Annotated in this window: 11 protein-coding genes; 8 read left to right on the top strand and 3 right to left on the bottom strand. The window is 44.4% G+C overall.

The window, feature by feature from the left end; translation table 11 throughout:
* On the bottom strand, positions 1-324 hold a 324-nt coding region (locus tag MD535_RS20750), incomplete at its 3' end, for a JAB domain-containing protein (RefSeq protein ID WP_265676931.1).
* 186 nt (positions 325-510) lie between these two features.
* Here MD535_RS20750 and MD535_RS20745 point away from each other — a divergent pair.
* The 4 genes from MD535_RS20745 to MD535_RS20730 all read left to right on the top strand — a co-directional run bounded on the left by MD535_RS20745 (position 511) and on the right by MD535_RS20730 (position 4367).
* Complete coding sequence (locus tag MD535_RS20745) at positions 511-687, top strand: AlpA family transcriptional regulator (protein ID WP_265676930.1); 177 nt, start codon at positions 511-513, stop codon at positions 685-687.
* A 126-nt stretch (positions 688-813) separates the two neighbouring features.
* Complete coding sequence (locus tag MD535_RS20740; protein WP_082957075.1) at positions 814-954, top strand: hypothetical protein; 141 nt, start codon at positions 814-816, stop codon at positions 952-954.
* Between the two features lie 245 nt (positions 955-1199).
* Positions 1200-3437, top strand: coding sequence for an ankyrin repeat domain-containing protein (locus MD535_RS20735; RefSeq protein WP_265676929.1), 2238 nt, complete (start codon positions 1200-1202; stop codon positions 3435-3437).
* Between the two features lie 78 nt (positions 3438-3515).
* Positions 3516-4367 carry an HNH endonuclease gene (locus tag MD535_RS20730; protein WP_265676928.1) on the top strand — a complete coding sequence of 284 codons (852 nt, stop codon included), beginning with the start codon at positions 3516-3518 and terminating at the stop codon, positions 4365-4367.
* A 12-nt stretch (positions 4368-4379) separates the two neighbouring features.
* Here MD535_RS20730 and MD535_RS20725 read toward each other — a convergent pair whose 3' ends face one another.
* On the bottom strand, positions 4380-4724 hold the full coding sequence (locus MD535_RS20725) for a hypothetical protein (RefSeq protein WP_265676927.1): 345 nt from the start codon (positions 4722-4724) through the stop codon (positions 4380-4382).
* Positions 4725-5202: 478 nt separating this feature from the next.
* On the opposite strand from MD535_RS20725, the gene MD535_RS20715 reads away from it, so the two are divergent.
* Complete coding sequence (locus MD535_RS20715; protein WP_265676925.1) at positions 5203-7230, top strand: DNA phosphorothioation-associated putative methyltransferase; 2028 nt, start codon at positions 5203-5205, stop codon at positions 7228-7230.
* On the opposite strand, the gene MD535_RS20710 is transcribed toward MD535_RS20715, so the two are convergent.
* The gene (locus MD535_RS20710; RefSeq protein WP_265676924.1) at positions 7217-8272 is read right to left on the bottom strand and encodes a cysteine desulfurase family protein; all 1056 of its coding nucleotides are present in this window, start codon (positions 8270-8272) and stop codon (positions 7217-7219) included. The genes MD535_RS20715 and MD535_RS20710 overlap by 14 nt on opposite strands.
* 342 nt (positions 8273-8614) lie before the next feature.
* On the opposite strand from MD535_RS20710, the gene MD535_RS20705 reads away from it, so the two are divergent.
* The 3 genes from MD535_RS20705 to MD535_RS20695 are packed head-to-tail and all read left to right on the top strand — an operon-like array spanning position 8615 to position 13842.
* Complete coding sequence (locus tag MD535_RS20705) at positions 8615-9571, top strand: DUF4007 family protein (RefSeq protein ID WP_265676923.1); 957 nt, start codon at positions 8615-8617, stop codon at positions 9569-9571.
* Positions 9572-9573: 2 nt separating this feature from the next.
* Complete coding sequence (locus MD535_RS20700) at positions 9574-12924, top strand: hypothetical protein (RefSeq protein WP_265676922.1); 3351 nt, start codon at positions 9574-9576, stop codon at positions 12922-12924.
* An 18-nt stretch (positions 12925-12942) separates the two neighbouring features.
* Positions 12943-13842 (top strand): phosphoadenosine phosphosulfate reductase family protein, encoded by a 900-nt coding sequence (locus MD535_RS20695; RefSeq protein ID WP_265676921.1) that lies wholly within the window; start codon positions 12943-12945, stop codon positions 13840-13842.
* The last annotated feature ends 46 nt before the right edge of the window (positions 13843-13888 follow it).

Raw genomic sequence — 13888 nt, 5'->3', positions numbered from 1 at the left:
AGGATGGTTATGAGCAAAGATCACAGCGCCAGCATTGGCATTGAGGGCAGCCTTTACTACTTCTCTTGGATAAACACTTGCCGCATCGATGGTGCCAAAGAACAGCTCTTCAAATAGTATCAGCTGGTGTTGGTTATCGAGCAGCATCAGAGCAAACACTTCTCGGTCGTAAGATCCCAGCTTGAGTTTCAAATACTCCTTTACATTATTCGGGTTCGTGAATGTCCCTTCGCGCTTGAACTTGTGTGCAAGCGCCTCTGCTGCCGTTTCAAGCAATTCATTCAGGCTAGATGGTTGGTGGGCTGGGTAGTTGTATCTTGGCATGGTATGTCTCCTTAAAGTGAACGGTGGTTCCGATTCACTTTGATGACATATATCTGAAAGGTTTTTGAATGAGGGATTAGTACTTACGGTAGAGACGGAGCGGCAGTCGTTGGAGTTTAGTGGGACCTTCTGGGTAAAAAATTAATGGCGGACTCCTGTTATGAGAAATAACAAGGAAACCAACCCATGAGATTTTTAAAACTAAAAGAAGTAATGGAAAAGACCGCTCTGAGCCGCTCCGCGATTTACCGCAAGATGAATGATGATGAGTTTCCAAAATCCATTAGCTTAGGGGATAGGGCCGTGGCCTGGGTGGAAAGTGAGGTAGATGAGTGGATGGAGGAGTGCTTACAACAACGATGAATTTTGAATCACTGGAAGGCTCCAAGAGCAAATAACAATCTAAAAATATTCTCTCCAATCACCTCGCAGATTTATATAGTCCTGATTACTAAGATGTAAATGTCTTAATCAACCAGGAGCTATACCATGACGGAATCTAAGAAACCTTTAACTCAAACTGATGTTCGCCGCATACAGTCAGCTACGGCGAAAGCCAATGGAGGCAAAATTCCTAAAGGCAGCTTTGCAGCCAAAGCTCAGAGTGTCGTAGATAAGCGTTCTAAATAATTCATTTTGACGTAGGGCCGGTTTACGGCCCTATGAAGGTGTTTATATGCGAAGAATGAGCAAAGATAAGGATATCAATAAGTTTGTGCGTTCATTAGTGAAATTGAGCTGCTGGACCGCTGTCCGTGGTACCAAACATATTGCATTGTTATCGCCTTTAGGTAAACGTATAACCATACCTTCCACTCCCAGTGACCGACGGGCTTACATTAACTTCAAGAAAGACATTCTAAGGGTAATCAGCAATGAAGTTGCTTCACAAAAAACGAGCTAAGCCGTATCCAACTATTCAGTATTTACTTCGCGAGGTCGCTATTGCATTTGACGTAAAAACAGCTAGTGACGAAGATGACAGCAGGCGTGCAGCGAAGCAACTTGATGATAGCTGCAAAGTAGAAGAGCTAAGCATCGACAAGTATCACGCGATATTGTCGTTGAACATTCTGAACCCAATAAGACAAAACTTTGATGACGAGATATCAGCGAGAGTAGAAAACTTTTTGGTTAACTTACTCAAACGTTACGCTCATTGGATGAGAAATTATCCGTTGGACTGTCTTTCTGTTGAACAGGCGAATGAACTGTTTGAGCGCACGCGGTTTTTTGAAAATCTTGTACTTAGTTGCTTTTTGAATGAAGAGGAAGCTGGACAAGCTCTCTGTCTACCAAATGACATGGAGCTAACAGTATTCAATCCGGACATGCTTCCATTACTCCAAAGCTGTTTTGATGATAAGGATATGAAGGACCGTCTACGAACGTGGTGGAATGGAACTGAACTGCCTTCTTTTCGTTTTGTGATGGGGATTGATAGCGCAGCTGACCACGCTTTATCGGACGAATCATGGCGAATGATAAAGTGGGGTGTCATTAGCTCGCGTTTTGTTCGCTATATCCAAACAAGTTCGACATTTACGAACGTATCATTTTTACATGCAAAAGCCTTTCTGGAGGCTAACAGGAATGGCAGTACAAATTATCATGATTTCTGCGAACAGCTTAGTTCATTGAAGCAGTGGTACGAGGCAGTCAGTCATACTTCAAAGTCTGCGGCTGACAAGAACGAGTTTGAAAAGCGGTTAACAAACTTGGAGCTGGCGATTGAAGGACTTCCTGGCCAGATAGAAGCGTATCATCATCTACTTTGGTACAAAGCTAGATATTCCGTTTGGGCTGGGGAGCTAACTGAAGCGAACGAGTACTATCAGCACGCGTTTACAGCGGCTTTGTACCGGGATCATTCAAATACAGTGTTAGGAGAGATCATCAAGGAGTCGTTGTTGGTCGCCGCTCATCAAACTAGGCCAGATTTAGTTTTTCTCAAAAGATTAAAAACGGCACAAATTTACTTTTTTAATGAGCTGAAGCCAGCAAGGTACCAAGCCGAAGATTCGGGAAAATACCAGGTTTTAGCTAACAATGAAGTGGAGGCTTATCGCTCTGAATTTAAGCGTTACTTCCCTGATGAACTTTGTTATCCAGGAATTAAATGGCCGGTATACGAGCAAAAAGTCGGTCATATTATAGAAGAGATCTACTCTTCCGAACACACCAACTCTAAGCGAAATAAAATTGAAATTGGTCTGGAAGGGGGAGCTAAGCGAAAGACAACACCACTTATCTATGCTTGTCTAAATAACGACGTTGAGAAAGTTGAGAAGCTGCTTGAGTCGGCTGCAAGTGTTAATGCTCTTTCGGAAGTGGGCGAGTCCCCGTTATTGATTGCTCTAGCGAATCTTGATTATAGTGAGCCGACGTCGCCACTTGACGACTCAATTTTCAATCTTGTCTCAGAGCATGCGCATAGTGAGAAAACTCTAAATTCAGTCTCTACACGAAAAATGAACTTTCCTTTGTTTGCTGCGGTTGAGACTGGTCGTCCAGAGATCGTGAAAAAGGTGCTATCGATGAGCAAGGATATCACTGTCGATCTGAAGGGAAGTATTGAATATCAAACGCCGCTGTATGCGTGTTTGGGTAAGCTGGCAATGATCAAGAATCCGAGTAAGTTCAAGGAAAGTTTTATGTCGATGCCAAGTGAAGAGGCTGTGAACCGGCTTAAGCCTTTATTCGCAGGGACGAATTCACCATTCAATACCGAGTTAGGTTCTCATTTGAGTGCTCAACTGCAGGACCAAAGGTTCCTCGCTATGATGGACGCCATATTTGAACGTGTAAAGACACGTTTCCCTAAACCTTCATCTATGCGCCAGATTGCTCGAATCCTATTAAATGCTGGTGCCAATCCAAATACCGAAGTGGTAAAAAATGGTATGCGTTATACGCCGCTGATGCTGGCTGCCGAGCTCAACGAGTTACAATTGTTCAATAAAATGATCGAACAGGGTGGAGACTGGAAGAAAACGTATACGGTACCGGTTGGTAGAGCTTTTCCTAAAAGAGCCATTGACTGCTTGGATATTGCGGAACACTTCAAGTCCTATGATGTTGTGCGTTATATACAAAAGAACCTAACCGATTAAGCTACAAAGTTTTTTCCTGTTTAATAGCTAGTGCATGTACTTACTAGTATCGTCAGTTTAGGAAAAAGTGGACCCGTTATGAAAATTGGAAAGTTAGTACAGGCGCTTGTGCCCAAGGTACTGGAGTATTGCGAGCAAAAAAGTCACAACGAGTTCGAGCGCCTTTGCGATGCTGATTACTCCAAGCGCACCTTTAACCTCAACTTTCCTCTTTTGGTTCCAGTCAGCAATCTTCCTTCGGGTTTATCCAAACGATACTGGACCAAAGTTTACTTGATACGTGGGCAAACTGTTCGCGCATGTAGCCAGTGGTTTGAAAAAGATGCGGTTTACTTTACTAAGTACTTAAAACGGATCGGTATCGACTATGACCAATCTCAGTTGGAGAGTGAGTTACTTGAATCAAGAATAACACTCTCGCGCAAGTTATCAGCACCAACCGCCAGAGCAAATAATAGCCGCTACCGTGGTAATGCGATAGGCAATGCTCAAAACCTATTAGTGCGAAATATCCTTAGTAACCTTGGGGCAGAGCAGTTTTCTGAAGCGGATTGGCAGGCAACCAAAGCCTACTTCAACCATCAATGTGCTTATTGTGGAGAGTCAAAGGAACTGGTTATTGAGCACGCAATCCCTATTAATAAGGTTTATCTAGGAGAGCATCGTCTTGGGAACTTAGTACCTAGCTGTAGACAATGTAATAGCGCAAAGGCAAGCAAAGATTTTCGTGAGTTTCTAGAAGGGCGTGATGACAAGATTAAGGCAATTGAAGCTTATATGGACGAGAAAAACTACGTACCTCTTGAGAACAACGAACAGGTATCAATGATTCTCGAGATGGCCTATCGAGAGGTTGGCACAGTGGCTGAGCGATATATCACAATTATCAACGAGCTGTTTGTTAGTAACGATGATTCTCAAGGGCTTTAACTACTCAATGAGCTAGTTATTGTTGATAAGTGGATAAACAGCTTCCCCCCAAATCTTGTCTGCTGAGTCCATCATGATTTCAATAATACTCGGAACCAGTTTTTCTAGAATACCGCAGCAGTCTTTGAGCTGCTGCCTATTCGCCGAGCTCAAGTAAGTAGCTCCCCCATGGATTAGTTGGTTACGTAGGGTGTATAGGCGAGAAAACAGTATAGATAGTACTTTCGCCGTATCATTTTGACTCAGTGCTTTGTTAGCGGCGACTTTAGCTTTGCTGCGTTCGCTCTTCCAGCTATCTTCAGTAATTCTTCCTGCATGATAATCCCAATATGCCTGGAGGATAAATTCGTTATCCAAGATCACACCAAGATCACACCAAGATCACTAGAATAGTGTTGGAGTACTCGTCCCAAACTAAATAGTGTAATTGCTCTCGCTGATCACAAGTGATGAGTTTCTCCAAGAATGTGCCATACAGTCCCTGCTCTCCATAGTGGTGTCGCTGGTCAAACTCTTGCGCATAAGCTGAATTGAACGCTATCCACAGGAAAATAAACTTAGAGTCATCATCGTCGCAAAGTTCTGACCTATTCAGCCAGCTCAAGGCGCGATGGACACGTAGGCTAAGGTTCTGAGGATAAGTATCACGTTCAGCTCGTTGGCGTTCTTTAAGTTGTTTATGGCTGAGCTTACGTCCGTCACGGTGGTTAACTTATTAAACGAGTGTATAGGTAATCAATTGCCCAATGGTTGATCTAACGTAAGTGTGACTTGGTAGCCTAGCTACAAACTTGCTAAAGTGTTGATGGTATTGTGTGGGTTATAGAAGGGACATATGGATTTTCATATTTTTAGTTCGTTGGTCAAGCAGATTGAGGTAGGTAAACAGCTTCCTGATTCAGTCTATGTTCATAGAGATGCAATCAACGCAGTTCCAGAACAGTTACAGCGTTTTATTCCTGCTGTAGCTCAGGCAGTGAACTTACCGGACGATCAGTGGAACCTCATCAAGCTGTTTAAAAAGGAATTCCGTTTATCCTTACTGAATTACCCAACCTTTTACACTGATTCCTACCCAGCGCTAGAACAGAGCCTGAATGTAGATCTGAGCAAACTTAGTCATAAATTGACTTGCTATCGCTCTTCAGAAAACCCTCCGATCCTGCATCGAAAAGAGACGATGGTTCTACCAGGCAGTGACCATTTTGAGCTCTTCACCGCGCTGACTAATGAAGGGGAGGAGGCGGGCCTATACGAGAACACTCGCACTATTGGCTTCAAACAGTCGTGGTTAAATTTGATCCAGAAAAAGGGATACCGGTTAGTCGATGGGAGGTTATTGAAAGCAGAGAGGGACATATCGAGTGACGCCAAACAAGAGCCCGGGATAGATCGCCACAAAACCGCCATTGTACGCCATGAGCTATCTGGCCCAATGAAGACATTGGCTAAGCAAGGTTACCTAGATGGGCGGTTTTCTATTTTCGACTACGGATGTGGCCGAGGGGATGATCTGAGAGAGCTAGAAGCGCACGGTCTTGATGTGTTGGGCTGGGACCCGGTTTTCTCGCCTGATAACGATAAAGTCAATTCAGACATAGTTAACCTGGGGTTTGTTCTGAATGTTATCGAAGACCAAGATGAGCGCCTTGAAGCACTATTGAGCGCTTGGGAGCTCGCAAATAAAGTACTGGTCGTCTCTATTATGCTGGCTAATGATTCCTATATCGCGCAGTTCCAGCCCTATAAAGACGGGGTTATTACGTCGAGAAATACCTTCCAAAAATACTATGCACAATCAGAATTCAAGGGATACCTAGAACGCTCTTTACAAGAGGACGCCATTGCCGTTGCACCGGGCGTCTTCTGCATATTCAAAGATAAGTTAGAAGAACAACGTTACCTCCAAAGTAAGTACCAACGGCACCATACTTGGCAGCAGCTGACGTCGCCTCAGCCTGTAGAGAGCAAAGATAAAGCCAAATTGGTTATAAGCCAAAACAGCACTCTGTTTGATGATTTTTGGAACGTATGCCTAGAACTCGGTCGGGTGCCGGCTAATGACGAATTTAACCGCTCTGAAGAAGTAAGAAGTCTAATTGGTTCTCATAAAAAAGTGTTTGGGTTGCTTCAGGAAATGTTCGATACCCGGGAATTTGCCAATGCAGAGAAATCCCGAAAAGAAGACCTGCTTGTCTTTTTCTCTATGGGGCTGTTTGACAAACGGAAGCCCTACACACAACAACCTGAAAGCCTAAAGCGCGATATCAAAGCCTTGTTCGATGATTACCGTACGGCCATTAATCTCGCGACAGAGCTGCTTTTTGCGATCGCAGATACTGAGCTCATTGGAGAGCAGTGTGTAAAAGCTCACCATCAATTACCGGCTAGTATCCTCAATGAAGGGCACTCTCTGATTTTCCATAAGAGCAATATAGAAAAGTTACCCCTCCTTTTACGTGTTTATGTTGGCGCTGCATTGCAGATGTATGGTGAACTCGATGACGCCATTGACTTAGTCAAAATTCATATCAACTCCGGTAAGCTTACCTTGACCCATTATGATGATTTCGAAAAATCAGTTCCGTATTTAGTCGAAAGAACTAAGATAAAGATGGCAGATCAAGATATCGATTTTTTTGACTATGTTGATGAAGCACGCCGCCCACCATTACTCAATAAACACTTGTTGCTTGATAAGAAGAGTGAACAGTATGAAAAGCAAAAGCGCTTTGATATTCGGTTATCAAAGCTCTTAGGGACAACGGCAACAAATGAGGTCATTTTGCACCGGCAAATGTTCGAAGACTACTTGCTTAAAACAGGAAAAACCGTCTCAGGGTTTAGGCTCAACTCTCGCTAAGCTGATATGGAGGAAGACTGATGCGATAAGTGCGCCGTGCAACTTCTTCGGACATCCCAATAGCTGACAGGACATGTGAAGCCACATTTGAGAGTGCATTACACGCAGAACCTTGAGAAATCAGCCAAGGATAATCGCTCGTAAAGCGCGTCACTTCTTCATCAGTGTGGAATGTAACGCTCCACGTAGACGGCACTACGGACACACCGCCGTTCCTTATACAATCAAACTGCGTCATGACGTCGAGAAATTGCTTTTCGATAGGGTCTGATTTTGTTGGATACGATTCTACTGCAGCTGCGAGTCCGACTATCAACGGGGTAGGGGAGGTGCCGCCTCGCAACCCTGCTTCTTGGCCGCCACCGTGAATCAATGGGACGAGTTCAGAGTCTCGGGCGTCCCGTACGTAAAGCGCACCTATACCTTTCGGACCGTAGATTTTGTGACCTGATAAAGAGAGCATGTCTATATCCATATCGTCTACGTCGATGTCACACTTACAAAAGCTCTGCGCGGCGTCAGTGTGAAAGGGGATATTGTGCTCAAAAGCTATCGCACCAAATTCTTCTATGGATTGAATAGTCCCAAGCTCATTATTGACGTGATGGATAGAAATCAGAATTGTGTCACTTCGTATTTCTTCTGCGAGAGAAGACGGCGATATGCGGCCATTCTTATCTGGCGCGAGGTAAGTCACTACGAAGCCAATTGACTCGAGAAAAGCACAGGCATTGAGAATACACTTGTGTTCGATCTCTGAAGTAATAATATGCCCTTTGCCATCAAGATGTTTGAAAGCAACACCTTTTATAGCGAGGTTATTCGCTTCACTAGCACCACTGGTGAAAATAATTTCACTTGGAAGAGCTCCTATTTTGTCCGCGATTAGCTCTCTTGCTCTCTGGATCGCCTGTGCGCTGGCTCGCCCTGCTTGGTGAGCTGAAGATGCGTTCGCAAACTTTTCGTTCTCCCAAGGTTTCATTGCATTTAAAATGTGCTGAGAGACCGGAGTTGATGCTGCATAATCGAAGTAGTTATTCATAAAGCCCTGAAGGGTTTGAAGTTTAAAAGAAGCATTGTCATCTTATACCTATCGAGGTGAACCTTAAAGCGAATTATTGGTGAGATATTTATAAGCTATTGATTTTTATCATATATTATTCTTTTTCCATGTGCTTGTATATTTGTGTTAGCGTTTTCTATTTGTTTAAATATAATGAACAATCGTTTTTGAGCTTTCTATTGTTCAGAGTCCCATTTTTATCAAAGTACTGTATAAAAAAACAACCCTCTGTCAACTTTCAGCAAAAGCACCTAGACCTGCCGGCATTAATGTGTAAGATCACTGTTTGGATAAAATCTCCAATTCAGCAAGGTAAGCACATTGAGCATCGAATCTACGACACTGAAATTCTCCGGACATCAAACTTTCCCTATCCGTTATGGATGGATTTACAAGATTATTCAAGAGGTTGTAAAAGGAGAGTCCCTTTCTAGTAAGTCGAACATCGAGCAACAAATGCAATCGATGGGCATGGGTAAAAATATGGTGCTGTCTGTGCGGCACTGGATCCGTGCGCTGAACTTGGTGACATGTATTGACAATAAAGAGCAGATTTATTGCCTGACGCCTCTCGCTAAGCGGTTGTTTACGCACAACAACGAGCAATCAGCTTATGACGAATACCTCGATAAAATCGGTACTACTTGGCTTTTACATTGGCTGCTGCAATCTATCAAGCCTAGTAAAGGCGAACTCAATGCTTCCAGGTTTTTCTTTAATTATTTCAATGGAATAAAAGTAAAGAAAGACTCTTTAGCGACCGAAACCAAAGACGCTCTAGCGAATCACGAAAAGGAACTTACAGAGGCAACGCTGAATAAGGACATCGATTGTCTTTTGCAAATGTATGCCCACAAATCGTTACAGTCGAACAAAATCAACGAAGACAGCTTTGCCTCTCCTTTTACAGAACTCGCATTACTCAAGCAAGAGGACGCAAAGAGCTATCTTGCCGAGCTAGCTCGTCGCCCTTCGTTGCCGGTCGAAATTTTCACCTATGCACTGATCGACTATATGAAGCGTAGGCATCAAGGTAGCCAGGTGAACACGTTATCTTTTGATGCATTGCTAAATGATGTAGGCTCCCCAGGCCGGGTTTTCCGCCTATCTTCCGCAGGGCTTAGTGACAAGCTGGATCAAGTCGAAACACTCACTGATGGCAAAATTGCGTGGACCGATACCCAAGGCTTAAGACAAGTACAGCACTCGTTTGACAACATTGATAGCACAGACCCAAGCCAGTACCTTAAACACTACTACCAACCAGAGGATAAATAAGCGTGACTCTCAGTAAACAATACTCTATCGCTACACGCCATCAACGCTCTACACGTATAGATAGTGACTTGAGCACCGACTTCTTTCCTGGCTTGGTTTATCACGGCACCGCACAAGCGTCCTTAGAAACGCTCTTTCGCCAGTACGGCCAAACAGGGCAAAGTGCGTACACATTAACCGGCGCCTACGGTTCCGGTAAATCGACGGTTGCGCTACTTATGGCGGGCCTATTGCACGCTGATTCAGGTATTCGCAGTGCCGCAATCGACACCATTAACACAGAATCACAATCTCTATTAGAAGAGAGTGCTCCTTACCAAAAAGGCTGGCTACAAATACGAGCAGTAGGCGGGGTCACTGGCCCGATCGAATCTTTTTGGAATGCCACGTTAAGAGCACTTGAGGAGCACCCTAAGACGCATAATACCAAAGTGCTCAACAAGTACCGTAAAGCCAGTGTTGAGAGTGATAGCGAACTGATTAGCACATGGAAGGCCCTCTTTGACGATGTAGCACATTGTGTCGATGGCGTGCTGATTATTGCTGATGAAATGGGAAAAAGCTTAGAGTTCATTAACCGAAGTGGCGGTGATTTACACTTGTTTCAAGACATCGCTGAAGAGCTCTCTCGCATTGATACTCCGGTCATCTTCTTAGGCTTGCTACACCAAGCATTTAGTGAATATGCAAAAGAACGCGGCACTAAGCTGCAAGATGAATGGGCCAAAATTCAAGGCCGCTATAGCGACATTCTGTACAATGTATCGACGGATGAAACAGTCGCGCTGATCAGTAATTCAATTAAAACAACGTCGCCACACCGCAGTGGTGATGAGTTAGTGCAACGCGTACTCGCAGCACTGGAAGACAAACAACAGCGTAAAGAGTTGCTGTTCACGCGACTCGAGCAATGTGTTCCCCTTCACCCATTAACAGCTTTGCTCTTAGGGCCTATTGCCAAGAGACGCTTTAGTCAAAACGAACGCAGTACGTTCAGCTTTTTGAACTCGCACGAGCAATTCAGTTTCCAACTTTTCTTGCAACAAACGAGTGACCAAAACGCGCGATACGATCTTAGCCTCCTGTGGGACTACCTTGAAGCCAACATGGAACACGCTATATTAGGCTCTCCGGATGGGCATGGTTGGGCAACCGCGGCAGATGCGATAAGAAAAGCACTCAAACAAGACTTTTCTCCACAATGCATCGCCTTACTTAAAGCGATCTCGTTAATTACCTTGTTTGGTAAATCTGCCAATCTAACGGCGACGGAGAGCGTGCTTCTTACCGCCACCGAGATGACTGATAAAAAGCAGCTTAAAGGGTTCTTACAACAACTTAAAGAAGCCTCATGCATCGTTTTTAGAAAGTATTTATCGGCTTGGGTCGTGTTTGAAGGCTCCGATCTCGATATTGCCGGCTTAGTGGAAGAAAAAGTCGAACAACTACATAACAGCCACGAAGCCATTGAACGTATCCAGTTTAGCTCCCAAGTGATTGCGAAAAGGCACTATCACGAATTTGGTACATTGAGATGGGCCGCTCAAACTGTAGCGATGCAACTTAACCATATCGATATGCCGACCCTAACAGGCTCACGAAATGGCGAGTTTGCAAATTTCTTGTTATTACTCAAAGATGAGCCAGAAGAGCGCCTACTTGAGTTGACACGCAATGATAAATCATTGATGATCGCATGTGCACCTAATGCAAATGAAATCATTAGCTTAGCCAATGAAAAGTACGCGCTAGAGCTCATCAAAAGCGACAAAACTACCGGCGCCGCACTGACACACGACAAGGTCGCTCGAGAAGAGCACAAAGCACGCTCGTTTAACGCTCAGTCGGCTTTAGACGCCGCATTGACGACTGCCTTTAATTTCGCACGATGGATACACAATGGCGTGGTCTACGACAAAGAAACGATGAGTGAAATCGCTACCTTTGCCGCTGATAGCATATACCATCAAACTCCTAGAATTCTTAACGAGCTCGTTAACCGCAACAAACTTTCTGGTACGGCTGTTTCCGCTTTGAAAAAGCTGCTTGAAGCGATGCTTGATGAAGAAGATCAAGAGGACTTAGGTATTGAGGGCTTTCCACCAGAGAAATCCATGTATATTAGCTGCTTAAAAAACACTGATATTCACTCAGCTGTAGGTGAAAAGGGTCAGCATTGGTTTAGAGAGCATCTAGACAAAAAGTTTAATGCCGTATTCACCGCTGCGGAAAAACGCCTAAAAGATTGCAAGGGTAACGAGGTCGATTTATCTGAAATCGCAGAGCTTTGGGCAAGCGCGCCTTTCGGTTTGACAAAGGGGGTCATTCCCATCTTCTTGCTCGCGTTTTTGAAGTCGATGGGTGAACAAATCGCCTATTACGAGAAAGATATGTCTGGTGAATTTGCCTTCATTGCAGAGCCCGATACCGACTATGTGCACAAGCTGATTAAGACCACGGGCAATCTTGCCGTCAAATATATAGTGTTGGCGAAGGATGAGAAAGAGTGGTTGCAGCATCTCGCGATTTTCGCGGCGTCTGAAACAAACCGCGATGTCTCCAATAACATCCTGTCTGTCGCAACGCCGTTAGTGACGACAATGCACAACCTTCCGCACTGGGTGAAAAATGCGCACCATATTCTCCCAGACAATGACGAGCGTAACAGAACCTACTTGAGGGTCCGGGATCTATTTTTACAAGCAAATGATCCTCATACACTACTCATCAAAGACTTGTGTAAAGAATTAGTCGCCTTTGGCGCTGACGATTTTGAGAGTCAAATCGATGTGTTAGAAGACTGCTTTAAGACATTGAGACAAAAGCACGAGCAAATGCTTGCGGCTATTAAAACTAAGGTGAAAACCATTTTCCCAGAAAGCGGTGAAGAGCTTGCTGACATGTGTCAGTATGTTGAGCAAAATTCCGGCGACTTGCGCTTAAAGGCGTTCGCACGCGAACTCGCGAAAAGTGACACCGGACTGCTACAATGGCTGGAAAGCATAATTCAAATTGTCATCGGGCGCGGAAAACAGAACTGGAACGAGGGTATCCTTCAGACCGCATCAAATAAAATCAGTGATTACGCCCAAGACTTTTTGAGTGTAGTGAAGTCCCAACGTAATGGCAGCGATACAGCTTCACAATCGGGCAAAACAAAGCTGGTCTCCCTTGTTTTAGAAGGAGATGATGGCAAGCTGACATCGTTCAAACGAGAAATCAGAGCAATAGAAACAGAAGAGCTGCAAAGTACCATGAGCACGATTGAACGCCAGCTCTCAGAGCTTGATGATTTCCATAAAATCAATCTACTACAACAACTACTGAGAAAATCGCTCGAAGCGCAAAGTTAAAGCACGCAGGTATTATTAATGAGTGATCAACGCAAGGTGAAACATGTCCTTGGCCTATCAGGAGGCAAGGACAGTGCTGCTCTCGCAGTGTACATGGCTAGAAACTATCCTGAACTCGATATCGAGTATTTCTTTACCGATACCGGCAAAGAACTGCCCGAAGTGTATGAATACCTAGAACAACTAGAAATTGTACTAGGTAAGCCCATATTGCACATCAATGACAAGAAAGGGTTCGATTATTGGTTAGAGCAACACAATAATTTTCTACCAGCGGGCCAGCAACGGTGGTGTACGATCCGCATGAAGCTCGAACCCTTTGAAAAATGGATTCGACCTTTTCTGAATGATGGCTATGAAGTCATCTCTTATGTCGGTATTCGCGCAGATGAACCGTGGCGAGATGGCTACCGCCCGAATGAAAACCAAAAGTACCTCACCATTAAAATGCCGTTTGCAGAAGACGGCATAAAAAAACAGGGAGTCTTCGACATTCTCGATAGTGCCGGGTTGGGTTTACCCAAGTACTACGACTGGCGCTCTCGTTCAGGCTGTACGTTCTGCTTTTTCCAACGCAAGATAGAATGGGTACGACTGCGTGAAGAGCATCCAGAAGCCTTTGAGGAAGCTAAGTCTTACGAGAAAAGAGCTGAAACCAGTGCTAATGGTGAAACCTTCTTCTGGATGGGCCCTAATGAACCACTAGAAACGTTGGAAGACCCTGAGCGCATCAAGCAAATCAAGGAAAACCACGAGAAGGTAAAGGCTCGGTTCGAAAAGAAAAAGCAACGAGAAAAGAAACGTCGTTTAGGCATGCATGCGATGGTCGATGAAAGCATGCTAATCGACACGTTAGACATGGATGCAATGTATGATCTAGAAGAAGGCGGTGGCGCCTGTATCACTTGTTATAAGTAAGCGATATGAAAATATAGGAGTGGGTAACCACTCCTTCCCTTCATAA

Source organism: Vibrio qingdaonensis (genome assembly GCF_026191675.1).
GTDB classification, from domain to species: Bacteria; Pseudomonadota; Gammaproteobacteria; order Enterobacterales; family Vibrionaceae; genus Vibrio; species Vibrio qingdaonensis.
The sequence above is the reverse complement of the archived record's forward strand: the minus strand, read 5'-3'. Positions and strand labels throughout refer to the sequence as shown.